This is a genomic window from Halorubrum coriense DSM 10284, assembly GCF_000337035.1.
Classification (GTDB): Archaea; Halobacteriota; Halobacteria; order Halobacteriales; family Haloferacaceae; genus Halorubrum; species Halorubrum coriense.
The window spans coordinates 18,349-42,724 of sequence record NZ_AOJL01000009.1 but is presented as its reverse complement, the minus strand read 5'-3'; the positions used below and the strand labels follow the sequence as shown (position 1 = coordinate 42,724).

The window sequence follows — 24,376 nt, the reverse complement described above, 5'->3', positions numbered from 1 at the left end:
TCTTGGAGTTCTTCGACGGAGATCTCGTCGAGATGATCCATTAGGTACTGTACAATCTGCCGTGCGGAAAGTTCTAACGGCTACTATAGCTGACAATCCTTTCCAAGAAGATCCCGATAGATATTATCTGTTTCTTCAACCATCGCCTCCACAGAAAACCGCTTTACTCGCTCAATTCCTTGTTGACCCATTCGTTGGCGTAATTCTGTATCCTGTAATAATTGTTCTAAGCGTCGTCTCAACGCCTTGGCATCTCCGGTCGGGATCAGATACCCGCTTTCTCCATCTGCGACCTGCTCTGGAATTCCCGCAATGTCGGTGGCAACTACTGGCACCCCACTTGCCATCGCTTCTGTGATCACTCTGGGTGTCCCCTCACGAAACGATGGTAACGTTAGTAAGTCACTCGCAGCGAGCACGTTCGGAATATCATCTCGAAAACCAATTAAGAACACACGCCCGTCCAATCCCCGCCTCAGAATCTCTGCTTCCAATTCGTCGTACAGTGGGCCGTCACCGACGATACACACGGATCCAATGTCCTCATCCATTGATTCAATAGCGTTGAGTAGTACTCCGTGCCCTTTCCCCTCGGTGAGCCGTCCGATCATAACGATACGGGGACGTTTACCCGGCAAATCGTCTGCTGGCGTTGCGTCTACAAACGCATCTAACTCAACACCACTGTACACGGTCGTGTACTGCTCTGACGTACCAATGTTACGTTCAAGATAGTCCTCAGTAATGATATCTGCATTTGTCACAATACGATCTGTGTAGCTCGCTACCTGACGCTCGCAGGTGAGTACAAACTGACTTAAAATATTATTTCGGTCCGTCGAGAACGGTATTCCATGAACAGTATGAACAATATTTGGAACGCCAGCTAACTTAGCAGCAAATCGCCCGATAATACCAGCTTCCGTGCTGTTCGTGTGGACAATATCGAAATCTCTGCGTTGAAGATACCAGGCCAGCGACAGAACAGCTGGAACCGTCGTTATAGGATTATAATGTCGCACGAGAGGGAACCGCTTTGTCGAAACCCCCGCGTTCTCTAGGGAGTCAACTTGTGACTGGACGTATTCCGAACCATATCCTACTGTAAACTCATATCTGTCGAGACCCTGGACTGTGGCGATCAGATGACCTTCAGCACCACCTTTCAATAATCGCGTTATTAAATGGAAAACACGCGGTTGTTTGGAGTCAGGCATTAATCAACTACGTTGTTAGTGGTTAGGCGCACTTTTAACGTTCGTCTTCTCGTCTAAGATTGCTACTGGTTGGAGACACCGACCATTGGTCACTGAACAGGCCCAAGCATACCTCTGATTGGCAATTGAGTCTAGAATCTATCCGCACGAGAACACCACCCGCACCGCTCTGTATGTGTGATTCGATACGGTCGTAACGACCAGTACGCCTCGTGACGGACCACCTCGTAGACACCCACGTAATGTTCGACTCTGATCACGCCCTCGTCACCGGCGGAGCGGGATTCATCGGCAGCCACCTCGCCGACCGACTCGTCAACGACTGTACCGTCACGGTCTACGATGATCTCTCGACGGGCTCCCGAGACAACGTTCCCGAAGACGCGGCGTTCATCCACGCCGATATCCGTGACGCCGAGACGCTCCGAGATGCGGTCAACGACGCCGATGTCGTCTTCCACGAGGCGGCGCAGGTCAGCGTCCAACGCTCCGTCGACGACCCGCAAGCGAGTCATGAGGTGAATATTGACCCACTCCTCACAATCCTCGAGGCTGTTCGGGGGACGGACACGCGCGTCGTTTTCGCGTCTAGTGCCGCAATCTACGGCCATCCCCACTCGCTGCCGATCGACGAACACCACCCGAAAACACCGACCTCACCGTACGGGCTCGAAAAGCTCACCGCAGACCACTATTGCCGGCTCTATCACGAGCGCTACGGCGTCGACGCGGTCGCGCTCCGATATTTCAACGCCTACGGCCCCCGACAGCAGGGCGGCAACTACAGCGGCGTCATCGGCATCTTTCGCGACCAGGCACGCGCGGGCGACGACCTCACCGTTGAGGGCGACGGGACCCAGACCCGCGACTTCGTCCACGTCAACGACATCGTCGAAGCGAACCTGCTCGCCGCGGCCACCGAGGAGGCTGCCGGCGAGGCGTTCAATATCGGTACCGGAAACAGCATCTCGATCCGCGAGCTAGCCGAGACGATCCGCGACGTGACGGACTCGAACGCGGAGATTGTCTACGTTGACTCCCGGTCGGGCGACATCAACCACAGCGAGGCGGATGTCTCAAAGGCGCGCGACGTGCTCGGCTTCGAACCCACCTACGACGTCGCGACGGGGCTTGACGCGTACCTCGGCTAAGGCGTCGGACCCAATGTGGATGCGTCCGATAATAGTAAAAGCTCCGGACATGCGGGCTCGTCCGACTGCTGTGGGCGAGTAGTCGGTCCGTATTCACTCGCGAGCGCGGTTTGTCCCATTCGGAGAGTGTCATAAACGCTCAGACGCTCCTGCCCCACTGTGTCGAATGTTCTGGCGATCACATCGGGGCCATTACGACGTCGGCTCCCCATCACTTTGTGTCGGATACGTCCTACCTCTCACCCCACTATGTTGAGTGTTCTGCCAACGGTATGGAGCAACTCTTACTCACGGATTTTACATGTTATTCACCCTATTATATCGAGTGTTCGTTCAGTCTCAGATACGGTGTCGCACGCGCTGTGGAAGCGCGAGTCCCTCCAAGTCTCCCACGGCCTCTCGAACGGTCCGCAAATAAACGCTAAACTCGTACTCGCAGTACTGTCCGCCGCGTCGCCCCTCGTTGCGCGACTGCCAGTCAAGAATACCAAGCATGGCGAAGTCGGCCAAGTGATCGTGTATCCGCCGGCGGACCAGCGGATCGATCTCAGAGTGATCAGCGATCGTCCGGTAACGGGGATATATCTTTCAGACCCGAGTTGGCGTCTCTTCTTCAAGCGCGAGCGGAAGACAAGACACGTACGAACGAGTCACGAGGTGTTGGGATCACGACACCCTCACGACGCTGAAGGGCATTCAGAACCACCCCTCAGATCTCACGATGCTCGGCTTTCTCGAACGCTCTAGGCAGAACAAGAGGCGTGCCGGCGGCGCTCACTATCAGTACGAACTCACGCTTGACCCGTAGACAGTCCTCGAAACTTGAGAATCGATTAAGGCCGAGTCGTAACCTCACCGTGATTAGTATGGACCGCTGATTGATCGCTGACTGACTCTCCCAGAGCAGACGAAACGAGGGGGTGATCGACTACTCCGAGATGAGTAGGTGACAGAGGCCTACTACTATCACTTTGTAGACACCTGTTTAGTTCGTGCTTTTATCCGTCTTCGATCAGAGTAGACACACCACCGTTTCGATTGAAGCGTGATGAAGTATTGATCTGTCCTATAGCAACTATTTATCAAATACCCTTCCCAGTAGAATCGCTATTGATGTTCTCAGCGGCATCTTGATCAATATATTCCCAATCTTCAGTATCTAGGTGGCCCTTGAGATATGTCTTACCGTCTTCTGTAAGGACATATGTTGCATCACTAATCTCTCGGAGTAATCCTTTCTCTTTCAGTTTTTTTACATCGCCTACCAATATATGCTCGGCTAAATTTGATTGGTCCGCCCTTCATCATTTCTGTGGGCGACGCCGCTTCATTCTCATAGAGATATTCTAAAATCCGATCGTCAACTAGTTTCATCCAGTTTCCAGAGTGCCGGAGCATGAGAACTAATTCTCTCGGAGTGCGTGTAATGAGTTCGGATAGTTTACTTCAGAATTTTCTCTTTCCATAGGCAGTATCCGAACTTATAAGTTACAAGCGATACTACTAGCTACTACAGAGCCCGGTGACGAACCCTCGGCGCACGAGAAAGTGTAGAAACCCCGGCCGCGGTGCTCCAACACCCGGCCGAGACGGGTCCTGTGCCTGAACACAGAACCATGTTAATGCTGGCAGCTGCGGGGCTTAAGCCCTGCGAGACGACTAACGGATCGAACGGTAACAGTGCTTGCCATAGTTTGTGTACAAACCCAACCGACGGCTACGACGCTGTCTTCGACGGCCCATTCTGTACACCGTGCGCTACGAAACGTAGCGCCAACCAGGAAACCGTGGAGGGGCACAATGTCTAGCCCCAACGAGAACAACGGCATCTCGCTTGCCGATCTCTCAGCCACTCATCGCGACCTGCTCTGGGTACTATCGCAGACTGGTCCCAGAGAGAGCGGTCCACTCCACCACACACTCACCGACTACTACACCGGCGGTATCGACCAAACTCGAGTGTGTGACACCCTCAAGGACCTAATCGAACTGGACCTCGTCACCAAACAAACCCACGACACGACCGAGTACCGACTGACCGAGTCGGCCCGCCACGCGCTTTCCGCGCGGCAGGCGTGGCAAGCTGGCACTCGCAACACTGCGGGAGAGCACGAATGACGCGCCCCGACGGCCCACAAGCCGCAGACCTCGCCCAACTCACCCGCATCTCCCTCAACACCCAGAATCCAATCTGCCAAGTCTGCGGCCAACCCTTCCATGAAGGCGGCGACATCACCGCCTACGCCTACCGCGCAGCCGGCGAACCCGCGTACGCGATCGGGTATGTCATGTGCGGATCAGATATTCACGAACACCCGACCGTCTTCACCCGCGGTGTTCGTGAGTACGTCCTTACAGGCCACATCGGGACGTGTTCAAACACCCGAACGCAATCCACAACGTACGTCCTCCTCGACCCGACCCCGATTGCCACGAGTCCCACGACGACCACAGAACCACGTATCCACCTGGACGCCCCAACACCACGAACCCCAACCCAGCCGGCACGGCAGGAGCCAAGCCCGCTTCTCACGACAGTTCGGGAACACGCCCGCTCTGATGGAGGCTCCCCGCGCGAGGGGTCGGAGTGATGCTGGCCGATCTGACCCACCAGCCCAACACCAGCAGGTGATCGCTTGTGGGAACACGCCAGCCCGTGGTCCGCAAGCGAGGGGTCCGCCTCGTCAGCCACAGCACGAACGTCTCCACCGAGGGGATCACCTGTCCAGCGGTCTCCCCCCGGCTGACCGAGTGGGTCCCAGAGCTCCTCGACAAACTCCGGCCACAAACGGAGCGAACCATCCGCGAGTACCCCACCACCGATCCGTGGCACACGAGTTCCCAGATCCTCGCAGAAACCCTGCCAGCGTGGCAACGCACGGACAACCCATGGACCGACGACGTCGCCGAAGCCGTCGCGTACACCCGCGCGATCACGACACTCGCGCTCACCTACGGAGACGGACCCACCAAGACACGCAGTCCGTACCACCAACGGCGACACGCAGACCTCACCGATACAGTCACCAGCATCGGCACGGGGCGCGGGCCAGTCAACGCCGACCTCGGCGCACTCGCGAAGGGCCCGGTCGCACTCCATCGTGAACTCGACGATCAACCACGTGCCCTCACACTCCTATTGGACGGCGACGCGTGGACCTCTCTTACAGACCGCCGCACGGGCGTCCGCGCACTCGCAGCGACCGCCGTCCTTGCCGATGGGTTCGACGTTAGACTCGTCGCCTCCCCCAGAGTCCACAGACATCTATTGAAGCGGTATCCCGACTGGGGTGAGTGTCACCTCAGTCTTACTGCCAGCCGGGAGCGGTCCCCCCACACCGACCACGCACAAACTGTCGAGACCGCATGGAAGGCCATCCGTGATCTCGACACCGAGCCTGGAAAACGCCGCGTTCTCGGGAATCTCAATATAGCGTACGCCCGGAGCTACCGCGATCTTGGCAACGACCACGCGATCGATGTCGCAGACGGTACCATTAGCAGGTATGTCCTCAATCTCGAAGCCCGCGACGTAGTCACGATCGACCGCCGTGGCCAGCAGAACTCCGTCCATCTCACTGACCTCGGAAATTTAGCCGTCAAACAGTGTCTCGACGATAACTACGACCTCGTCCACCCGGATCAGCGCCAACTCGGAAAGAGTCTTACTGCGACCCCTCAGGAATCCACAAGTACAGTGTCGCCTCGCCGAGGAGGCGAAAAGACACCCTCCCCAGAGGAATGGGTGGCGACAACCGGCAATCCAGACAAGAATAGTGAGTACGTCCAGTGGCTCACCGACGCAAAAAACGCTCCAACCCACCTCCACGAGCGATTCTCCACCGTCGCTCATGACAATGCCGTCACGCTCGTTGATGACCAACCAGAACCCTTCGAGGACGGCCGTGTCGCGTACCTGAGCCACACCAACAATGAAACCCTCGTTGTGCTCCAGTGGGGTGGCCCCTTAGCCACCCTGGGACGTCTCGCGGGTGCCTTACTGAGCGAAAAGGCTCTCTCCAAAATTCTCACTCCCTCGCGGCTCGGCCAGAACTTCAACAGACTCCACGAAAATACCGACCACGACACCGCCCGTCTCCTCCGCCGTGGCCACCAAGTCGGCTGGTACAGCGACACAGAAACAACCTACGGAGCATGGCGTGAGCGAATCACGACTGTCCGAGACCGCCTCCTCACACAAGTCGCCAAACTCACGCACAGCGATGACACCGCTGCCCGAAGTGACCTCTTTGAAGATCTCCACGGCCTGATTGCTTCAGCCACCCAGCTGTATCACGCAGCGAGTATTGATCTCACGACCACCATCAGGCTTCCAGATACCGATGCGCTCGCACGCAACACCACCCAACTACAGGACCTCAGTACGTTCCTTGCCAAGACGGTCCCTAAACAATCTGTCTACGGAATTCACGCGGGCTACCGCATGTTGTTCGAAGAGCGGCCCGCAAAACTGGCCCGGCGACTCCCCTACGAGGTTGAGCCTGACACACAGATGGATCTCACCATGTCGTGGGTGCTTGCTGGGCCGACTGTCACAGAACTTGCCGATCAGATCACCACAGCCCTCGAAGCGGAACTCACCGACGTCCGGGAAGCGATCGCCGACGGCACCGAACACGCACCACCGCTCGAAATCCCCGTCGTCAACGGGACGACCTACCCCGCCATTCGGCGGGCAATAGAGAAAATTGCGATGACCCACGATGTACAGTGGACACCCCGCGAGAAACAGCGGCTCGTGCGGCGCTGTCTGCGCTCGTTCAGCCCGGCGGACACCCACAGAGCGTGTCCGTACGACGTCGTGGAGAGCCTCCTCCGCGCGCTGAACGAGACGCATTCACCAACGCCTGCCGACGTGGAACGCACAGCGGCCACACTCTCAGCTAGGCGCTTTCGGCCTGATCTCACGCCGACGGCGACGAAGTTGTACGCCACGCTGCTCAGAGCCGAGGAGCCGCTTGGTCGCACCGAGTTACTCGAGCAAGCTGGGGTCTCTGCTAGCAGCTATGATCGTCGAATTCACGATGTGCGCGAGCTCGACCAGATCCAGCCTGTCCAGGTGAATGGCCACCGACGGTGGGTGGCCACTCCCAAAGCCTCGTTCACTCCACCGGCAGCCACGAACGCACCACCGCTGTTGGCGCATCGCCAGCCGAACCTACCTCACCGCGTTGTACGCAGTCACTCCGACGTCTGGACACGACGCCGTACTGTCCATGCGTACACAGCGCTGTTCACCACGACTCAGATGACCCGACACACCACGCTTCCAGTGAAGTCGTATCGACAATTCGACCAGCACAGTTCACTGCTCGCCTCTCAAATACCAACCACACAGAGCCGACCACCAGAGCCGACAACATCAACGCTCCACTCGAAACAAAGGGGTGAGACGCAATGACATCGCCCACGATCGACCTCAAGACAGCCGTGACACGCGACCGCCCTGTCACCCACACCGAGGGGGCAATTCAGGTAAGCCAGAGCGAACTCGATGACACCACCATCACGCTCGGGTTTGGTGGTCCGTGGGGGACCACCTACGCGGAACTCACGCCCGAAGAGGCACGAGCAGTCGCAACCGCACTCGAAGAGGCAGCCACCGACGTGACTAATCAGGAGGGCTCCACAGATGAGTGACCCTCCTGAAGAACCCAAGCAGATTCCGGAGGTTGGTGACACCGACGAGAAGCCCACCGTTGATCACGACCCAACAAACGGCCGGTGGCTCGAAGCGAAGTTCGCTGAGACACTCGAAAGATGGGGGTATCTCACCGCCCGCAATGAGCACATTTTCGGGCTCGAAACCGACGTCATCGCGCGGCACAAACCCCTCCGTGATGAGCCGGACGACTTCATCGTCGCTGAGTGTAAAGACTGGAACACGACCTTGGTCGGTCGGAACGCCGTTGCGTCGATCTCACACCGGGCCGCACTCGGTCGGGCAATGCCCGTACTCGTTGTAGCGTGGGGCGTGACCACACCCGCATGGTATCTCGCTCAGCGACTTGACGTGCGGATCGTCACCAGCGAGGATCTCAGGAAGAATTCACTGCCCCCGCTAACCGAACACCGACCGCCACAAGGCACACTCCGCACCCGGCGAGAACCACGAGTGAGAGAACTTCGGGAGATGGTTCCGGCACTGCTCGACCGACGAACGGATCTCGATATCGAGGCTCCCGTGTTCATGGGTGGGATACGAAGCCCGTGTTACGTGCCAGATCGAACAGGCAACGACGAGTACGTTAGCGCGTACGACACTGACTACACGTTCGAGTGATATCCGCTCACGGGTGAACTACCTGAATCAGACGATTAGACGGTCGCGTGATATCCCGAGAGCGCTTGCTCGAAGCGTCGCTGGATGTCATCTCGGGACTTGAAGGAAACGCTGTCTGTGTGCTGACACGCAAGCGCCAGAAGGGGTGGGACATCTGTTTGGCTAATAGCTGGTGTCTCAACAAGGTCGTCTATCGTAAGCGCCGGCCCGGTGTCGGCGTCGTCAGTGCTTGTAGGCCCCGTTGTTCGTGCTTGGAGATCTGCGACAGTTGTGATCTCATCGGCACTGAGTGCCTCTATGGTGGTTGTTGACAGTGGGGTATATTCAGCAAGCGATCCAGAAACTGAAAGAGAGTGAGCCTCCACAGCAAATTCAATCGGCGTCACAAGCACCGGAGAATCGGTCGTTAGCAGATCAAGCGCGTTCTCAAACCCGTTGCGAGCCTCGCGATACCGGATCTTGGCGACCGTCTGTCGTTGCTCAAGATGTGCCCTCACAGCAGTTTGAAAGCTATTCTCCGCAGTGGTAAGCCGTGAGCGAAGCGTTTCGCGACGCGCTTGAAGATCCACAACCTGTTGGTGAGTAGTTTGGAGGTCCCTCAGCGTATGCTGGATGGCGTCTCGCCGGCCATCGTCAGCTGGGAGTCGTTCAAGAACCGTCTGGTATCCACTGATGGCCGTCTCATACTGGTCAGAAGCCTCAGTAAGTAGTCCTTCACTGTGAGCGCTTTCGGCGGCATCAACAACCCGTTCGCAGTTTTGAATAACGTGATCAACGTCCGTTGGATGAGTCGGGTCTGTGAGTTCTGGGTCGGGAACGGCGGCAACGGCCGTCTGGACCTTGTCGATGAACTCTCGGTTTGGGTCATGAAGCTCGTATGTAAACGTCTCGTCAATCGTCGCGATGGAAAGCTCTCGCCGGCGCTCATCTGGTAAATCAACAAGACGAGAGTCAACTTCTGTAACAGTTGACAACGGTACAGACTCCAAGGTCGCGTCAATCAGCTTAGAGACGACAATTATCACCTTCTCGGAAGTCAATACTAACCAAACCGTTTCTGTGAATCCGCCAGTTGTTGTTTTAACGGCGGCACGAAACGTCTCATCCTCACCGATCGCATCGATGATGTACCCTCGGAGAGAGTCGGGAAGCTGTTTTTCGTTCTCGCAGTACTCAATCATACAGATGACATTTTTGTAATTAGTGAACTTGGTTTTAATGGGTACCCCTAAGAGAGATCATCAACTGGATACACCGAAAGAGACCGCTCTGGGGCAATAATGTTAATTGTCCAATAGCTTGATGCGTCGTCCCCGTTGACCACAAGCCATGTTCCAGAGTTCGTATATGATGTGGACCGGTGGGGTCGTGATTGCCATGGTTATCTTTTCTCTCGCACTGCTCAGGCTGATCGGAGCCGCCGAAGCGAGCCAAAAAGAACCCAGCACGAAGCAGACATCACACAATCCAGAGCGGACGCTCGATGCCTCATCGGTCGGTGAACTTCGATCTACAGCCGACACATTTCTTGATACGGCTGCTAGTGCCAGAGAAGAGCGTAAATTCGAGGAAGCTATCGAGGCCTACACCGCAGCTCTCACCCGGTATCAGGCTGCGCTCAACAAACTCAATCCCGAAGCGAGCAAAACACACACCGAGATTGAGGATACTATCGACTCGACAGAAAGTGAGTTAGAAGCGGTTCGGACCCTCCACACCCAACGCAAAAACCTCACCGAGACGCTCAAATCGGCAGAACAGAGCTTTCAGGTGGCTATCGGGGCCCATACACAAGGCGATCATACACTCGCCCGAATACGGTTTCGGCAGGCTCGAGACTCGTTTGCGGACGCTACCACGCAGATTGAAGACGCCGACAACAATCTGTTCTCCTCGCCCATCGAGGTGAGTGTTGACCCTGATCAAAAGTTGACATCGACAACGCTGCGTGAGTTACAAACAATTCCAGAGCCTGTGGCGACGACGCTCGCCGACGCTGGCGTTACTACAGGTGCCGAGCTTGAGAGCAGCAACGAGCCACCGTGGCCGCCTGCTATCATCGAAACTCTAAGCGATCAACATACTGTGGACGACGAGCTACAAACGACACTAACAGTACTCTCATGGATGGACGACAGCGATAGCCGCGTGTTTGATACCCCAACGGCAGTGTCACAACGTCGTGAACAGGCCGCTTACGGATTTAACCAGAGTTGAGACTCACGACTGTGTAACCCCTCGATCAGGGGGATGGCTCGTCAGTGACCCACGACTGAAGTCGTGGGCTTGTCAGTGGACTCCCCTTCTGCCGTCGAATCGACGGAGGCGATAAATTCGCCGTTCAGGTTCAACGTCCCTGACGTCAGCGCACACTGACAGGGTGCGCCTCCATCCGAAGACGTTTGCCTCGAATGAAGTCGATTGCCCCTTCATACTGAACGAATTGGATGAAAGCGACATCATTCCGATACGTGAGCTGAACAGATTGAGCCGACCAACCGCGGTCTGTGTGGACACGGGCTGGTGACTGAATCGTCTTCTTGATTACAGTTTGCTCTTCAGCCGAGAGCGTTTCAAAAGCAATTGGCTCAACCCCCGCAGGTGAGTACGCCGCAAGTGAGTCCGCCATCGCCTCTTCAGTAGGGGCTTGTGTATCGATTGTTGTCTCATACAGTGGCATACCAGTATAAACGCCACCGAGACACGCAAGCAGACAACAACACCCGAAGATGAGACGGAGCGAGCCGGCCGATTGAATACGAGCAAACATGGGCTATTGTATCGGCTGCTCGATGTCGGTAACTCGCCGAAGCCGATAGAACCGCACCCACCGCGTGAGCACCCGCCAACTCACAGCGGCAACCGCAGCGCCAATCGCATTCACCAGCAGGTCCCCAAAACCGGCCGTCCGCGCGGCCAACGTCGACTGGAGCAGCTCAATGCTCCCACCGTACCCCACAGCACCGACGAACACAACGATCAACACGGTCCGGTCGCGCCACGGTCGGTCCTGAAGCGCATACGCAAGCGTCACAGCGAGCCCGGCGTACGCCAACCCATGAAGCCACGTACTGTACGGGACCGCGCCAAGCGGCCCAGTCCGAATCACCCCGCTCCCAGGTGGTGTAAACACCGAAAAATAGAGGATTGTCTCCGCGACGACTCCAACGCCCACAAGCCGGAGCCACCGCGGCACAAGTGGAAGCCGAACGCGAGTCAGTGTATTCACACCCAGCCAGACACCACGCAAAAAACACAGGGTTGTTGACCAGATCGCCGAACAAATACGCTTTTCACCCGCGCTCCGGTCAATACCAATAATGCCGCGCTCGGAGGGATCTAAATGGAGCTGATCGACGACGAGGGCCGTCTGTTCGGCCGCGTCAATGTGATCGACGCGCTTGTCGTGTTGGTGATCGCTGCCGTCGTCGTTGCGGGCGCCGCGTTTGTGCTTACAGACAACTCCGCTCCCGCCCCAGAGACGGATACCACCTACGCAACGCTTGATGTGGGGACGGTCTCGCCGTACGTCGTTGACGAAATTGAAGAGGGCGACACTTACGAGACCGATAGCACGTCGACGCTCCGGGTCACCGACGTGTACCTCACACCGCAAGACGACACTAGCCGGGTTACACTTCGGGTCGCACTTGAGGGCGAACGCAACGATCAGGGGAGTCTCATGTATGAGGGCGCGCCACCCCGGCTTGGGCGCACACTCGACATCACCACCGACCGCTACCAGATCAGCGGCCAGATTCGTGACGTGGGCGACAGCGACGCACTGTCAACCGAACAACAGCGCGTCCTTTTGAGTAGCCGAGTTGATGCCGCCACCGCCCAAGTGGTCACCCCAGGGGATGAAATCCAGCTTAGCGACCGGACGATAGCACAAATTAACGATGTAACCACTTACACAACGAATCAGGCAGATCAGCGCCAACTCCTTGTCGAGACGACGCTCACCGCTCACCGCCAACAGGACCGGCTCCGGTTTGGCGGCAACGCCGTGCGCCGGGGGCAGTCAGTTACACTCCCAGCAAACGAGTATACCCTCACCGGCCAAATCGACCAAGTCGGTGGTGACATCTCATTGGGCGCAACCACAACCCGGACCGTGACACTCCGGATGGAGGAGGTTCGCGAGGACTTCGCGGACGCCATTGAGCCTGGCATGACCGAACGCGCCGGAGACACCACTGTGGCCCGCGTCACACGCGTTGAGACGGAGCCGTCACTCATCATCGCCACCGGCGAGGATGGAAGCGTCAATGTCGTTGATCACCCGGTCAACCGTGACGTGACGATCACCGCTCGGCTCCAACTGCGGGAAACGCCAAGCGGGCTCGCATTTAAAGGCGATCAGCTCCGACAGGGGTCGACTGCCACACTTGATTTTGGAACCGTTAGCGTGAACGCAACGGTCGTCTCCGTGAGTCAGTAAAACCCTCAACTCCACCCCAGAAAGCCACAAACTACATGGATCCGTACCCAACCGCCAATTCAGATGGGTGACGAGACGGAGGCCGATAGACCATCCGCAACCGCGATCCAGCGGGCCGCCCGCACGTCACGGCTCGGTCAGTTATGGCGTCGGACTATTACACTCTTCAAAGGGTCGTATCTCTATCGCTGGCTGACCGCCGAACCGGACCCAGATGTGATTGTGATCGACCTGCGAGAGACGTGGACTGTTGGACCGTTCATTCGCCTGCTTGACGCAGTGATTGAGCGTGTGTTGCCCGCGTTCGAGGACTCACGGGCCGCGTCTGCTGTACAAGTTGGTGTCCAGCGCACACTGGCAGCGCCACTAGTCGTTGGTGGAGTTATGCTGCTCGTTGGCGGACTCCTCACCGCGCTCACAAGCGTTGCCACCCAGAACGTGAGCACAATCCGACTCGGAATCGCAGCCGGACTCATCGTCGGCGGCGCAGTCGCCACACGTGAGCGCCGTACCTGGGCAGAACTCCGCGAAACGCGCCCAGTCGAGTTGCTTATTGCCGCACTTGAACCACCGGAGCCACCCGCCCAGAACGACACCCAAAATACACACACCGAAGACGAGTCATCGGCCGCGCCCACGAACACAACAGACGCAGCCGACGACCAGTCGCACCACCGCTGACGCAAACAGCGCCTGTTAAGTGATTGCCTGCGCCCGAATCAGCTAGTGACTACCACGGAGTTGTTGATCGCCGTTCTCGCCGGAATCGTCCAGGGAGTCGTCGAGTGGCTTCCCGTGTCGAGTCAAGGAAACCTCTCGCTCGTGCTCACGCTCGTCGGGACGGATCCTGCGGTCGCGGTTCAACTCGCTCTGTTCCTCCAAGTTGGAACGACGTTGTCGGCCGCCACCTATTACCGCGACGAACTTGCTACCGCACTCCGAGCGGCGCCCAGTTGGCGGCCGGCCACAGCGTACGAGGGCGAACACGCACTTGTCTCATACATCGTGGTGGCGTCACTCTTCACCGGAATCGTCGGCATTCCACTCTACGTGTTCGCCGTCGACCTTGCCGGCCAGCTCACCGGTGGCGTCTTCATCGCGGTTATTGGCGTGCTGCTCATCATCACCGGGGTACTCCAACGCGTCTCGAACACAGTCAGTATGGGCGGGCGTGAGACCCCCTCGCTCGTTGATTCCATACTGGTTGGGAGCGCCCAAGGATTCGCCATCCTGCCTGGTATCTCGCGATCTGGCGTGACGGCAAGCACGCTGTTGTTCCGCAGTTACGACCCGCCAAGCGCGTTTCGGCTCTCGTTTCTGTTGTCAATTCCCGCAAGCGTCGGGGCGGCCCTTCTGACCGTTGTGGGCGCAGGTGGCCTGCCCGGGATCGATCCCATCCCAGCGGTTGTCGCGCTCGGTGTGAGCGCCGTCGTGGGGTACGTCACGATTGACGCGCTCATGCGGGTCGTCGAGCGGGTGCCGTTCGCGACCGTGTGCTTCGCGCTCGGCGCGATCGCAATCGTTGGCGGGGGCGGCATCGCGCTCATCGTGTAAGCACGCAGTTGGACCCACCATCCGGGTCGGCTGGACTATGCGTTTCAACTCGGTACAATCGATTCTTTGGTATGGGAATGGTTTGGGATAGCGACCACAGCGACGGAGCACCAACGGCAGGAGAGACAGGAATCCGTGTGAAAGATGTCGTGTCCGTGTGCGAACACAACGGATACAGTCCCGACCATTTGACCCTCTCCTCCGACTAAAGGCGAGGGTATACGCTCGCAATCTATATATAAATTTGAGATTGTTAACGTAGTTCGCTTAGCGATTTTGATTGTTGTCTTGACAGCGATTGTTGCGACACTACTGTTTAATTAGCTACAAGCCGGACGACAGGCAGGTGACAGCCGTGGTGGTCAGTCTGCGCCTGTCCCCATTGAACCACTGTGTTGTCCGGTGTCGTCAACGCTCTCCGTATCGTTTCCGCCTTCCGCTGCCAGCGTCTCGACGTTCGCGAACACGAAGCCGGCGAAGCCAACCCGCAAGAGGAGATCAAGATACTCCAGCGTCACTGTGCCCGTGAACTGATCGAGGAGGCCGGCGATCTGGAACATCGCCCACGCGATCAGCACGCCGAACGCGAACAACGCGAGGTTCCGCGTCTTCTTGAAGAAGAGTTCGCGGGCGGGCGGCTGCGCAGCCGCCGCGCTCGCAATGGGCCCGAAGAAGAGCCCTAGCAGCGCAACGTATCCGACGAAGATTGCTCCGGTACCGGCGAGCGCGGCCGCTCCGTCAAATACTTCGGCGACATCGTAGCCCAGCCGGAGGAACGCAGTGATGGCTACCACACCGCCCACGTACCGCCGGCTCACTCCCGAGACGAACGCCGCAAAGCCAAACAGGAACATGTACCCCACGTAGTCGGTGAGCAGCTGGCCGCCCGCTAGCGTGCCACTCCCGACTGAGAACGTTCCGACGCCGGCCGCCCATAGCCCTACCCCCACAGCCGCAATCCCGACAACCCCAACAAACGGGTAGCAGTACGGCCGCAAGGCGGCAGGCTTGCGCCGCGCAAGCACCAGTAGCACGACCGCGGAGACGGCATACACACCGGCGGAGACGAATCGGATCGCCGACGGCTCAATCATCCGCGCTCACCTCTGGGTCAACAACAGTTGGGTCCGCAGGCTGTGACCCGGCCGCGGTCGTGGGCGTTGTGTGTTGGCCATCAACCGTGTCTGTGTCGCGTGTTTCGAATTGGTCGAGCCGCTCAGAGAGGGAGGCGGTGCGGTCGGCGAGCGCCGTCGCCGTCTCCGCGAGGTCGCCGACCGTCTGGGCGGTGTCATCGGCGGTCTCGGCCAGTGTCCGTGCGCGGTCGGCTGCGGCGGTCGCCGAACTGTGGACCTCTTCGACCCGGGCCGCGACCGACTCAATCCCCTCGGCTCCCTGGTCAGTTGCCCGCGCGATATCACCCATTGCGATGTCAACGTCTTCAACGGTGCCAGTGAGCTCTTCGATCGCCTCCCCTGCCGCCTGAACCGCGGTGGTCGTGTCGTCCAACTCCGCCATCGTGCGGTCCATCTCGCCAGCGACCTCGGAGACATCCTCGGTGACATCGCCAATCGTCGCCTCAATCTCCGTAGTGGACTCATGTGTCTCTTCGGCGAGTCCTTTCACCTCTTCTGCGACGACCGCGAATCCGTCACCGTCGCCGCCCGCCCGCGACGCCTCGATCGAGGCATTCAGTGCGAGGATGTTGGTCTGCTCGGCGATGTCGGCGATCACGTCGGTGGTCTCGGCGACGCCATCCATCCGGTCGTCGAGGCTGGCAACGAGGTCGTCGAGCTCCGCCAACAGGTCGCCGATGGCGACGATCGCCTCGACTGCCTCGGTCGCCCGCCGCTCGCCTTCTTCGCCGAGCTCGGCCGCAGCGCTCGCGTCGCCTGCCACCTCGTCGGTGGTGGAGGCGATCTCCTCGACCGTGGCGGAGAAGTCGTCCGTGTCGGCCGCCGTCTCGCGTAGCCGGTCGGTCTGCTCGTCTAACTCGTCGGCCAGCGTCCGCATCTCGGCGGCCACCTCCTCGTTCATCTCGGCCACGTCGTCGGCCTCGGCGGCCATCTCCTCGCTCGTCGCCTCCACGTCGCCCGCGAACGTCTGGATGTTCTCGATTGTCGTCGAGAGCCCGCCGGTCATCTCGTTGTACGCGGTCGTGATCCGCTCGATTGCGTCGACCTCGCTCTCTTCTGAGAGCTGTTGTGAGAGGTCACCGTCGGCCGCCCGCTCCATCGCACCGCCGATTTCGTCGGCGCGGTCAAGCAGGGTGTCGGAGAGCTCTTCGGCCTCTTCACGGGCTTCCTCCGCCTCTGACGTGGCGCGCTCGGACTCGGCAACTGCGTCCCGCAGCGACCGCCGGGTCTCATCGAAGGCGTCGAAGAGACGCCCAATCTCGTCGCCACGGTCAGAACTCGCGCTCGCGTCGAACTCGCCGCGCCCGACCGCCTCAGCCGTCTCCGTCAGCCGCCGGAGCTCGACGGCGACGTTCCCAACCAAGACAATTCCCAATAGGCCTAGATTCAGGGTGACAACAACCCCGATCCCGACGAGCGACGCAATCGCCGCCGACAGCGTCCCGACTGTCGCGACATGGCCCGCGAAAAGGGCGACGAACCCGAGCGTGACGGCGAGCGCCAGAAGCACCGTCGCTCCGACGCGTCGGCCATACCGCGCGGTGATTACGTTCAGCATATCTGATCGAATAAAAAGGATCACCATACTTAGTATTGTAGGCAAGATTATCCGGATAGATAATCGCGGCAACGAGCGTGGAGCCCCCGGCAGATCGCCTGACAAGTGAGAGTTGGACACCCGCGCAGCGACGGGGGGCGTCGGGGCGCGGGCTTTTCCCTCGGCCGCGCCACCCGGATCCATGCCCAGTGTCAGCGAGACCTACATCGAGAACCGCCAGCGCGTCCAGCCGACCCACACCAACAACTACGCGTCGGCCCACGGGGGCAACGTCGTCAAGTGGATGGACGAAATCGGCGCAATGTCGGCGATGCGCGCCGCCGGCGAGACCTGCGTCACGGCTAAAATAAACGGGCTCGACTTCAAGCGGCCGGTCCCGCAAGGCGACACCTGCGTCATCGAGTCGTACGTGTACGCAGTCGGGCGGACGAGCCTCCGGACGCGAATCCGCGCCTACCGCGAGTCGCCGCGCACGGGCGAGCGCGAACTCACCACGGAGTCGTACTTCGTGTTCGTCGCCGTCGACGCCGACGGGGACCCCACACCCGTCCCGGAGTTGGAGGTCGCGGGCGAGCGCTGCCGCGAACTCCGCGACGAGGCGCTCGCGGCGGAGCCAGACGACGACCGCTGAGCCGACGGCCTCGTCCCCAACAAGGGCCCACCGGCGGGGAAACCCCAGCGAAGTCCCACCGGCGAGCGTGCCCGACGAGCGTCAGCGGCTGATTTCGTCGCCGCCGGCGACAACCGACTCGACCTCCGCGCGGGTCGTGACGGCGAGGTCGCCGTCGGTCGTCCGCTTCACGGCCGCGGTCGCCGCCCCCCACTCTAGAGCGTCGGAGACATCGCCGCCGTGGAGCCGCTCGGCGACGAACCCGGCGACGAATGCGTCGCCAGTGCCAATGGCGTCGAACGTCTCCGCCTCGAACACCGGCTGCTCGTACACGTCGCCGTCCGTGAGCGCCAGCGCCCCTTCATCGCCGCGGGTGACGACCACGGTCTCGAAGCCGTGGGCGGTCGCGAGCCCGTGGGCGACCTCGACGGCACTCCCGTCGCGGCCGAGCACCTCGCGCGCGTCACGGCGCGGGACAAACAACACGTCGACGTGTTCGAACAGGGCCGCGTACGCCTCGCGCGCCTCGTCGGGCTCCCACAGCTTCGACCGGTAATTGAGGTCGAACGATCGGGTGACGCCGGCCTCGCCGGCATGGCGCAACAGCGCGGTCGTCGTGGCCGCGGCGGTCGGCGACAGCGCCGGCGTGATCCCCGTCGTGTGGAACCACTGCGCCCCCGTCAGCGTCTCCGTAGGGAGTTCGTCGGGCTCGACAGTCGTGATCGCGGCGTCGGCGCGGTCGTAGATCACGTTCGTCCCGCGCGGGACGCCGCCGTGTTCGAGGTAGTACGTTCCGACCCGGCTCTCCGCCGGGTCAGTCCACGCGACTCCCGGGCTGACGCCGTGGCTCCGGAGCTCGCTCGTCACCCGCCGGCCGAGCGGCGAGTCTGGGAGCTTCGAGAGCCACGCGGCGTCAACGCCCAGACGCGCCGCGCCGACGGCAACGTTGCTCTCCGCCCCGCCAGCCTGAACGGCCAGCTCGCGCGTTGTCTCCAGTCGATCGCCGCGCGGCGGCGACAGCCGGAGCATCGTCTCACCGAAGGTCACGAGGTCGGTCATGCCGCCCACCTCACGCCACGGACGTCGAGTGGACTCATACCCGACCCTGACGGCGGACGCCTAAAAGCGATCGCGGTCCGCGGCGGTAAGCCGAGTCGCGACGATGATCCGGGCCGCGGCGGTCACTCCTCGTCGCCAGTGGAGCCTTCGCGCGCCCGGTAGTCGGGCAGCACATCGTCTTGGAGCACCGCCCCGCGGCCGCCGTCGACGAGCAGCGCCGAACCGGTGACGTACGCGGCGTCCTCGCTCGCAAGGAACGAGACCGCCCCGGCGACGTCGCTTGGCGTGCCGATGCGCCCGGTCGGGTGGATCGACTCAACCGACTCGAACCGCCCCTCGGGGAGTTCGTCGCGGGTGCGCTCGATCTCCACCCAGCCGGGGACGACCGTGTTCACCCGGACGCGGGGGCCGAAGTCGACCGCGAGCGACCGGGTCATCCCGTTGATCCCGGCTTTCACCGCGTTGTACGGGAAGTACTTCGGCATCGTCGCGTGCGCGTGGTTCGACGAGACGTTCACGATCGCGCCCCGGTCCATGTGGTCGAGCGCCGCCCGCGCCGCCAGCCAGTACGCGCGGAAGTCCGTCTCCACGACGAACGCCCAGTCGTCAAGCGTCGCCTCGTCGGCCGCGGTCTCGGTCTGGACGCCGGCGTTGTTCACGAGTACGTCGAGCGAGCCGTACTCTGCGACGGCGGCCTCGGCGAGCGCGGCGACGTCGTCCGGGTCGCGCATGTCCGCGCGGACGAAGACCGCGTCGCCGGTCGGAGCGTCCGCGTCGCCCGAATCCCCGCCGGTCGCCTCGTCGATCCGCTCGACGATCGCCTCGCCGGCGTCCTCGCTCCGGCCGCTAACGACGACGTTCGCGCCTTCGGCGGCCAGCCGCTCTGCGATCCCGGCACCGATGCCCCGAGTCGACCCCGTCACGATCGCCGTCTGCCCCGTGAAGCGCCTGGGCACGGCGTGTTCGCGCGGCGAGTCGTGGCGGCGGGTCATCGCTCCCTCCGTGAGCGCCCGGACTGAGTGGCTCCTCGCATCGTCACCACTCCGCGACCGACCCGTCCGGATGCCGCCAGACGGGGTTGTGCCAGTCGACGTCCTTCTCGGCCTGCTCGCGGACGTGCGCCTCGTCGATTTCGATGCCGAGGCCGTCGCCGTCGGGGACGTCGACGAACCCCTCCTCGTAGTCGAACACCGACGGGTCGGCCAGGTAGTCCAACACGTCGCTCGTCTCGTTGTAGTGGATGTCGAGCGACTGCTCCTGAATGAGCGCGTTCGGCGTACAGGCGTCGACCTGGAGACACGAGGCGAGCGCGATCGGGCCCAGCGGGCAGTGCGGCGCGACCGACACGTCGTACGCCTCGGCCATCGAGGCGATCTTCTTCACCTCGGTGATACCGCCCGCGTGCGAGACGTCCGGCTGGATCACGTCGACGGCGTCAGCTTCGAGCACCTCCTTGAATTCCCACCGGGAGTACATCCGCTCGCCGGTGGCGATCGGAACGGTCGTCGACGCGCGGATCGCCGGCAGCGCGTCGTTGTTCTCCGGCAACACCGGCTCCTCGACAAACATCGGGTCGTACGGTTCGAGCGCCGACGCCAGCCGCCGGGCCATCGGCTTCGACACGCGGCCGTGGAAGTCGACGCCGATGTCAACCTCGTCGCCGACGGCTTCCCTGACCGCCGCGATGCGGTCGACGGCGTCGCTCACCGCCGCGGGCGTGTCGACCGCGCGGAGCTCCGCGGTGGCGTTCATCTTCAGGGCGGAGAAGCCCGCGTCGACCTTCTCGCGGGCGGCCTCGCCCACGTCGGCCGGGCGGTCCCCGCCGATCCACTGGTAGACGCGGACGCGGTCGCGGGCGCGCCCGCCGAGCAGCTCGTGGACCGGAGCCCCGAACTGCTTCCCTTTCAGGTCCCACAGCGCCTGGTCGATCCCCGCGATGGCGCTCATCAGAATGGGGCCGCCCCGGTAGAAGCCCCCGCGGTACATCGTCTGCCAGTGGTCCTCGATCCGCGTCGGGTCCTCGCCCAGCAGGTAGTTGTCGAGCAGTTCCTCGACCGCGGTCGCGACCGTTCGGGCCCGGCCCTCGACGACCGGCTCCCCCCAGCCGACCGCGCCGTTGCTGGTCGTCAGCTTCAAAAAGAGCCACCGGGGCGGGACCTCGAACAGTTCGTAGTCAGTAATGTGCATTGTCGGGTCTGTTCCGTGGTATCGACAACGGCAGGAGCCGATTAAAAACAGGGCGGTCGGCGGGTCGGGCGGCGCGTTAGGGCGGTCGACGAATCGGGGTGTGCGGCGCGATCGGGCGGTCACTCCCCTCGGGGAAGTCGCTCCGGCCGCCGAACGAGGCCGATTTAAGAGGCTCGGCGGCGGAGGGCCGTCATGCGACCTGACAGCGCCGAGCGGATCGCGGACACGGGCGTGATCGCCATCCTTCGCGGCGTGGCCGTCGAGGACGCCCCGGACGTCGCCGAGGCGGTCGCCGACGGCGGCGTGACGGCCCTAGAGATAACGGCGGACACGCCGAACGTCACGGCGGCCATCGAGGCGGTCGCGGACCGCGTCGACGCCGCGGTCGGCGTCGGCACCGTCCTCGACGCAGAGACCACTCGGGCGGCACAGCTCGCCGGCGCGGAGTTCGTCGTCACGCCGACCGTGAACCGGGAAGTCATCCGCACCGCGAACCGGTACGGTACGCCGATCGCGGCCGGGGCCTACACGCCGACCGAGGCGCTCGATGCGTTCGAAGCGGGCGCCGACTTCGTGAAGGTGTTTCCGGCGAAGACCGGTGGCCCCGACCACGTCGCAGCGCTTGGCGGGCCGCTCGCGCAGATCCCACTCGTCCCAACCGGCGGCGTGAGCGCCGACAACGCGAGGGCATACATCGAGGCCGGTGCGACGGCCGTCGGGGTCGGCAGCGCCATCGTCGACCACGACGCCGTTGAGGCGGGCGCGTACGACCGAATCGCCGCGAACGCGCGAGCGGTGGTGGAGGCGGTGGCGGCCGCGCGGGACTGACGCGGAGACATCGACCCCGCGGGACTGACACGAAGACGTTGACCGCGCGAGACTGAGACACCGGCGTCGACCGCGACCGCGACATTCGCGCCCCGCGAGTCGACGACTCGGCACGTACATACGACTCCGCGATCATCGATCGGACATGCGAAGATCCGGGGCGGTGCTCCTCGCTGGCGGCGCGGCGGCCGGCGTCGCGGTCGGACTGCTGCTGCTCGTGGGCGCGCCGCGGTCGGTCGTCCCAACCGGCGCGCTCGGCGCGGCGATACCGGTGGCAATGATCTACGCCGTGTTGACGGCCGACGAGACCGACGCGGCGGGGTAGGCGGCCCTCGCCGGTTCCGTCGGCCGCGAGGGGCCGCTTAGTAGTCGCCGAGCACGCCGAGCCGCCGGGCGCGCGCCGTGGCGAACTGGAAGACGAGGTAGCCGCCGAACAGGTAGCCGACCGCGACCACGACGAGCAGCGCCAAGTCGACGAGCGGGAATTCCCACAGCCGCACCCCGTCGACCATCGCGCGCTGGAGCATAGCGCTGCCGTGCGCTAGGGGGAGCACGCGCGTCCACGGCAGATCGAAGACGGGCGCGGAGATGAGCGCAACGAACCCGAACTGGAGCAGATTGAGCCAGTTGCCGATCCGCTTGTACAGCACGGTCACCCCGCCGGCGGCGAAGCCGAGGCCGAGCACGGAGACGATCGACAGCCCGGCGACGACGACCACGGTGACGGGGGCGAGGCTGAGCCGCGTTCCGGTGATGACGAGCATCGCGGCGAGTATCACCGCGCTCGTGATGAAGGTTCGCACCACCTTCGCGACCCCCTTCAGCAGCGCGACGGGCGCGAAGCCGAACGGCGTGGTGATGTGGCGTTCGAGGGTCCCCCACTGTACCTCGCTGCCGATGTCGTTCGACACCGACGAGTACGCGCCCACCGACAGCGTCCACAGGAAGTAGCCGACGACGATCCCCTCGATCGAGTCGGTGAGCGCCTGCCCGGCGAGCAGCTGCCCGCCGAGAAACAGCGCGGCGAAGAAGAACAGCGACACCACGATCCCGCCGATCGCGTTGGCGGGGTACCGCACAAAGATCAGGTACTCGCGGTACAACACCGCCCGCGCCAGATGGTAGTAGCTGGCCGGGCGGGGGTCGTCACCGGCCCGCGCCGCGTCGCCGGTCCCCTCGGCCGCCGGCTCCTCTGGCGGTGTGGTGTCCGCGCTCACCGCCGGTCACCCCCGGACGGCGCGTCGGGCGCGGTCCCGGTGCGTTCGAGGAACACCTCTTCGAGGTCAGGCTGGACCGTGCGGATGTCGGAGACGGTGACGCCAGCCGCGCGGAGCGCGTCGGTCAGGTCGTACAACCGGTCGCCGCCGGCCGCGACCGTCACCGTCGGCGGCCGCGCCTCACGGTCGACATCGACTATCTCGAACGACTCGCGGACCCCCGCGACCGTCTCGGCGTTGAGGTCGGGGCTCGCTACCCGAACGGCGTCGCGGTCGGCCGCGCCGAGCAGCGCCTCGACGCTGTCGTCCGCGACGATCCGCCCGTTCGACAGCATGACGACGCGGTCGCACACCGCCTCAATCGTCGTCATGTCGTGGCTGCTGACGACGATGGTGAGCCCCTCTTCGACCGCCAGCCGGCGCAGCTCCGCCCGGAGCGTTCGCGCGCTCTCGACATCGAGTCCGAGCGTCGGCTCGTCGAGGAAAACGAGCTCCGCGCCCCCCGCCAGCACGCTCGCCAGCGACACCTTCTGTTTCATCCCCCGCGAGAGGTCGCGGACCGGCGTGTCCGCCTTGTCGGCCAGATCGAGCCGGTCGAGCAGCCGGTCGTGACGCGCCGCCACGGAGTCGGGGTCGACCCCGCTGATCGTCGCGAAGTACCGCAGGTTCTCGCGGACCGTGAGCCGCCAGTAGTCGTTGCGCGCGCCCTCCAGCATCGCGTCCACGTCGGCGTACGCCGCGCGGCGACCGTCGCGCACGTCGTTGCCGAACACCCGGACCGACCCCGCGTCGGGGATGACGATCCCGAGGGCGCACTTGATCAGCGTCGTCTTGCCCGCGCCGTTCGGCCCAAGCAGGCCGACGACGGAGCCGCGCTCGACGGTGAGACTCACGTCGTCGACCGCGGTCACCGCCTCGTCGCCCTCGCCGAACCGCTTGGTGAGCCCGTCGACCGAGAGGGCCGGCGGCCCCGACCGATCGGCGGGCGACTCCTCGCCGCGTGCCGCGTTAGTCTCGTCGCGCTCGCGGGGACCGCCGCGCGCGCTCGTCGCACTCCGTGCCATCTACCCCTGTTACGCGCCGGCGGCGGATATATCCGCGCTCGCCGGTGATA

23 protein-coding genes and 1 pseudogene are annotated in these 24,376 nt (G+C 62.1%); 12 read left to right on the top strand and 12 right to left on the bottom strand.

Annotated features, from left to right (window positions below):
• Positions 1-83: 83 nt before the first annotated feature.
• Positions 84-1,217, bottom strand: coding sequence for a glycosyltransferase family 4 protein (locus tag C464_RS17050; RefSeq protein WP_080510369.1), 1,134 nt, complete (start codon positions 1,215-1,217; stop codon positions 84-86).
• 242 nt (positions 1,218-1,459) lie between these two features.
• Between C464_RS17050 and C464_RS01540 the strand changes: the two genes are divergently transcribed.
• Positions 1,460-2,368 carry an NAD-dependent epimerase/dehydratase family protein gene (locus C464_RS01540; RefSeq protein WP_006111727.1) on the top strand — a complete coding sequence of 303 codons (909 nt, stop codon included), beginning with the start codon at positions 1,460-1,462 and terminating at the stop codon, positions 2,366-2,368.
• A 339-nt stretch (positions 2,369-2,707) separates the two neighbouring features.
• Here the strand turns inward: C464_RS01540 and C464_RS19960 are convergent, their stop codons facing one another.
• The gene (locus C464_RS19960) at positions 2,708-2,953 is read right to left on the bottom strand and encodes a hypothetical protein (protein WP_080510368.1); all 246 of its coding nucleotides are present in this window, start codon (positions 2,951-2,953) and stop codon (positions 2,708-2,710) included.
• A gap of 1,215 nt (positions 2,954-4,168) precedes the next feature.
• Here C464_RS19960 and C464_RS01535 point away from each other — a divergent pair.
• From C464_RS01535 to C464_RS01520, 4 genes are all read left to right on the top strand, one after another.
• Positions 4,169-4,486, top strand: coding sequence for a hypothetical protein (locus C464_RS01535; protein ID WP_006111725.1), 318 nt, complete (start codon positions 4,169-4,171; stop codon positions 4,484-4,486).
• A 520-nt stretch (positions 4,487-5,006) separates the two neighbouring features.
• Positions 5,007-7,790 carry a plasmid replication protein RepH gene (locus tag C464_RS19380; RefSeq protein WP_239640162.1) on the top strand — a complete coding sequence of 928 codons (2,784 nt, stop codon included), beginning with the start codon at positions 5,007-5,009 and terminating at the stop codon, positions 7,788-7,790.
• Positions 7,787-8,029 carry a hypothetical protein gene (locus C464_RS01525; protein WP_006111723.1) on the top strand — a complete coding sequence of 81 codons (243 nt, stop codon included), beginning with the start codon at positions 7,787-7,789 and terminating at the stop codon, positions 8,027-8,029. Before C464_RS19380 ends, C464_RS01525 begins: the two co-directional genes overlap by 4 nt.
• Positions 8,022-8,672, top strand: coding sequence for a restriction endonuclease (locus C464_RS01520; RefSeq protein ID WP_006111722.1), 651 nt, complete (start codon positions 8,022-8,024; stop codon positions 8,670-8,672). Before C464_RS01525 ends, C464_RS01520 begins: the two co-directional genes overlap by 8 nt.
• A 35-nt stretch (positions 8,673-8,707) precedes the next feature.
• On the opposite strand, the gene C464_RS18270 is transcribed toward C464_RS01520, so the two are convergent.
• Complete coding sequence (locus C464_RS18270; RefSeq protein WP_152420854.1) at positions 8,708-9,853, bottom strand: hypothetical protein; 1,146 nt, start codon at positions 9,851-9,853, stop codon at positions 8,708-8,710.
• A gap of 148 nt (positions 9,854-10,001) precedes the next feature.
• On the opposite strand from C464_RS18270, the gene C464_RS01515 reads away from it, so the two are divergent.
• Positions 10,002-10,889, top strand: coding sequence for a hypothetical protein (locus tag C464_RS01515; RefSeq protein ID WP_006111721.1), 888 nt, complete (start codon positions 10,002-10,004; stop codon positions 10,887-10,889).
• A gap of 41 nt (positions 10,890-10,930) precedes the next feature.
• Here C464_RS01515 and C464_RS19500 read toward each other — a convergent pair.
• Positions 10,931-11,092 (bottom strand): annotated as a pseudogene (locus C464_RS19500) (RNA-guided endonuclease InsQ/TnpB family protein); the annotation flags it as partial.
• A 353-nt stretch (positions 11,093-11,445) separates the two neighbouring features.
• Entirely contained in the window at positions 11,446-11,847 is a 402-nt protein-coding gene (locus C464_RS01510; protein WP_239640161.1) for a VanZ family protein, read from the bottom strand.
• Between the two features lie 168 nt (positions 11,848-12,015).
• On the opposite strand from C464_RS01510, the gene C464_RS01505 reads away from it, so the two are divergent.
• The 3 genes from C464_RS01505 (at position 12,016) to C464_RS01495 (ending at position 14,670) form a co-directional block, all read left to right on the top strand.
• A complete protein-coding gene (locus C464_RS01505) occupies positions 12,016-13,116 on the top strand; it encodes a DUF4330 family protein (protein ID WP_006111718.1) in 1,101 nt (366 codons plus the stop codon).
• A 63-nt stretch (positions 13,117-13,179) separates the two neighbouring features.
• Complete coding sequence (locus tag C464_RS01500) at positions 13,180-13,797, top strand: hypothetical protein (protein ID WP_049910758.1); 618 nt, start codon at positions 13,180-13,182, stop codon at positions 13,795-13,797.
• 45 nt (positions 13,798-13,842) lie between these two features.
• Positions 13,843-14,670, top strand: a complete 828-nt coding sequence (locus C464_RS01495; protein WP_006111716.1) for an undecaprenyl-diphosphate phosphatase — start codon at positions 13,843-13,845, stop codon at positions 14,668-14,670.
• Positions 14,671-15,032: 362 nt separating this feature from the next.
• Here C464_RS01495 and C464_RS01490 read toward each other — a convergent pair whose 3' ends face one another.
• Together C464_RS01490 and C464_RS01485 are read right to left on the bottom strand one after the other, a co-directional pair.
• Positions 15,033-15,764 (bottom strand): G protein-coupled receptor family protein, encoded by a 732-nt coding sequence (locus tag C464_RS01490; protein WP_006111715.1) that lies wholly within the window; start codon positions 15,762-15,764, stop codon positions 15,033-15,035.
• Positions 15,757-17,361, bottom strand: a complete 1,605-nt coding sequence (locus C464_RS01485) for a methyl-accepting chemotaxis protein (protein WP_006111714.1) — start codon at positions 17,359-17,361, stop codon at positions 15,757-15,759. The genes C464_RS01490 and C464_RS01485 overlap by 8 nt, the downstream gene beginning before the upstream one ends.
• Before the next feature lie 181 nt (positions 17,362-17,542).
• Between C464_RS01485 and C464_RS01480 the strand changes: the two genes are divergently transcribed.
• Complete coding sequence (locus C464_RS01480) at positions 17,543-17,992, top strand: acyl-CoA thioesterase (RefSeq protein ID WP_006111713.1); 450 nt, start codon at positions 17,543-17,545, stop codon at positions 17,990-17,992.
• Between the two features lie 81 nt (positions 17,993-18,073).
• On the opposite strand, the gene kdgK1 is transcribed toward C464_RS01480, so the two are convergent.
• The 3 genes from kdgK1 to dgoD form a co-directional block, all read right to left on the bottom strand.
• The gene (gene kdgK1, locus C464_RS01475) at positions 18,074-19,030 is read right to left on the bottom strand and encodes a bifunctional 2-dehydro-3-deoxygluconokinase/2-dehydro-3-deoxygalactonokinase (RefSeq protein ID WP_006111712.1); all 957 of its coding nucleotides are present in this window, start codon (positions 19,028-19,030) and stop codon (positions 18,074-18,076) included.
• 122 nt (positions 19,031-19,152) lie between these two features.
• Positions 19,153-20,022, bottom strand: coding sequence for an SDR family NAD(P)-dependent oxidoreductase (locus C464_RS01470; RefSeq protein WP_006111710.1), 870 nt, complete (start codon positions 20,020-20,022; stop codon positions 19,153-19,155).
• A 43-nt stretch (positions 20,023-20,065) separates the two neighbouring features.
• Entirely contained in the window at positions 20,066-21,217 is a 1,152-nt protein-coding gene (gene dgoD, locus C464_RS01465) for a galactonate dehydratase (protein ID WP_006111709.1), read from the bottom strand.
• A gap of 192 nt (positions 21,218-21,409) precedes the next feature.
• On the opposite strand from dgoD, the gene C464_RS01460 reads away from it, so the two are divergent.
• A complete protein-coding gene (locus tag C464_RS01460; protein WP_006111707.1) occupies positions 21,410-22,045 on the top strand; it encodes a bifunctional 4-hydroxy-2-oxoglutarate aldolase/2-dehydro-3-deoxy-phosphogluconate aldolase in 636 nt (211 codons plus the stop codon).
• Between the two features lie 145 nt (positions 22,046-22,190).
• A complete protein-coding gene (locus C464_RS01455) occupies positions 22,191-22,370 on the top strand; it encodes a hypothetical protein (protein WP_049910757.1) in 180 nt (59 codons plus the stop codon).
• 37 nt (positions 22,371-22,407) lie between these two features.
• Here C464_RS01455 and C464_RS01450 read toward each other — a convergent pair whose 3' ends face one another.
• The gene (locus tag C464_RS01450) at positions 22,408-23,262 is read right to left on the bottom strand and encodes an ABC transporter permease (protein WP_006111706.1); all 855 of its coding nucleotides are present in this window, start codon (positions 23,260-23,262) and stop codon (positions 22,408-22,410) included.
• The gene (locus C464_RS01445) at positions 23,259-24,326 is read right to left on the bottom strand and encodes an ABC transporter ATP-binding protein (RefSeq protein ID WP_006111705.1); all 1,068 of its coding nucleotides are present in this window, start codon (positions 24,324-24,326) and stop codon (positions 23,259-23,261) included. The genes C464_RS01450 and C464_RS01445 overlap by 4 nt, the downstream gene beginning before the upstream one ends.
• Positions 24,327-24,376 lie beyond the last annotated feature (50 nt).

What these genes read in the sequence shown, in the direction of transcription:
- C464_RS17050 (WP_080510369.1), bottom strand. Translation starts at nt 1,217, where the DNA reads ATGCCTGACTCCAAACAACCGCGTGTTTTCCATTTAATAACGCGATTA.
- C464_RS01540 (WP_006111727.1), top strand. Translation starts at nt 1,460, where the DNA reads ATGTTCGACTCTGATCACGCCCTCGTCACCGGCGGAGCGGGATTCATC.
- C464_RS01535 (WP_006111725.1), top strand. Translation starts at nt 4,169, where the DNA reads ATGTCTAGCCCCAACGAGAACAACGGCATCTCGCTTGCCGATCTCTCA.
- C464_RS01525 (WP_006111723.1), top strand. Translation starts at nt 7,787, where the DNA reads ATGACATCGCCCACGATCGACCTCAAGACAGCCGTGACACGCGACCGC.
- C464_RS01520 (WP_006111722.1), top strand. Translation starts at nt 8,022, where the DNA reads ATGAGTGACCCTCCTGAAGAACCCAAGCAGATTCCGGAGGTTGGTGAC.
- C464_RS18270 (WP_152420854.1), bottom strand. Translation starts at nt 9,853, where the DNA reads ATGATTGAGTACTGCGAGAACGAAAAACAGCTTCCCGACTCTCTCCGA.
- C464_RS01515 (WP_006111721.1), top strand. Translation starts at nt 10,002, where the DNA reads ATGTTCCAGAGTTCGTATATGATGTGGACCGGTGGGGTCGTGATTGCC.
- C464_RS01505 (WP_006111718.1), top strand. Translation starts at nt 12,016, where the DNA reads ATGGAGCTGATCGACGACGAGGGCCGTCTGTTCGGCCGCGTCAATGTG.
- C464_RS01500 (WP_049910758.1), top strand. Translation starts at nt 13,180, where the DNA reads ATGGGTGACGAGACGGAGGCCGATAGACCATCCGCAACCGCGATCCAG.
- C464_RS01490 (WP_006111715.1), bottom strand. Translation starts at nt 15,764, where the DNA reads ATGATTGAGCCGTCGGCGATCCGATTCGTCTCCGCCGGTGTGTATGCC.
- C464_RS01485 (WP_006111714.1), bottom strand. Translation starts at nt 17,361, where the DNA reads ATGCTGAACGTAATCACCGCGCGGTATGGCCGACGCGTCGGAGCGACG.
- C464_RS01480 (WP_006111713.1), top strand. Translation starts at nt 17,543, where the DNA reads ATGCCCAGTGTCAGCGAGACCTACATCGAGAACCGCCAGCGCGTCCAG.
- kdgK1 (WP_006111712.1), bottom strand. Translation starts at nt 19,030, where the DNA reads ATGACCGACCTCGTGACCTTCGGTGAGACGATGCTCCGGCTGTCGCCG.
- C464_RS01470 (WP_006111710.1), bottom strand. Translation starts at nt 20,022, where the DNA reads ATGACCCGCCGCCACGACTCGCCGCGCGAACACGCCGTGCCCAGGCGC.
- dgoD (WP_006111709.1), bottom strand. Translation starts at nt 21,217, where the DNA reads ATGCACATTACTGACTACGAACTGTTCGAGGTCCCGCCCCGGTGGCTC.
- C464_RS01460 (WP_006111707.1), top strand. Translation starts at nt 21,410, where the DNA reads ATGCGACCTGACAGCGCCGAGCGGATCGCGGACACGGGCGTGATCGCC.
- C464_RS01455 (WP_049910757.1), top strand. Translation starts at nt 22,191, where the DNA reads ATGCGAAGATCCGGGGCGGTGCTCCTCGCTGGCGGCGCGGCGGCCGGC.
- C464_RS01445 (WP_006111705.1), bottom strand. Translation starts at nt 24,326, where the DNA reads ATGGCACGGAGTGCGACGAGCGCGCGCGGCGGTCCCCGCGAGCGCGAC.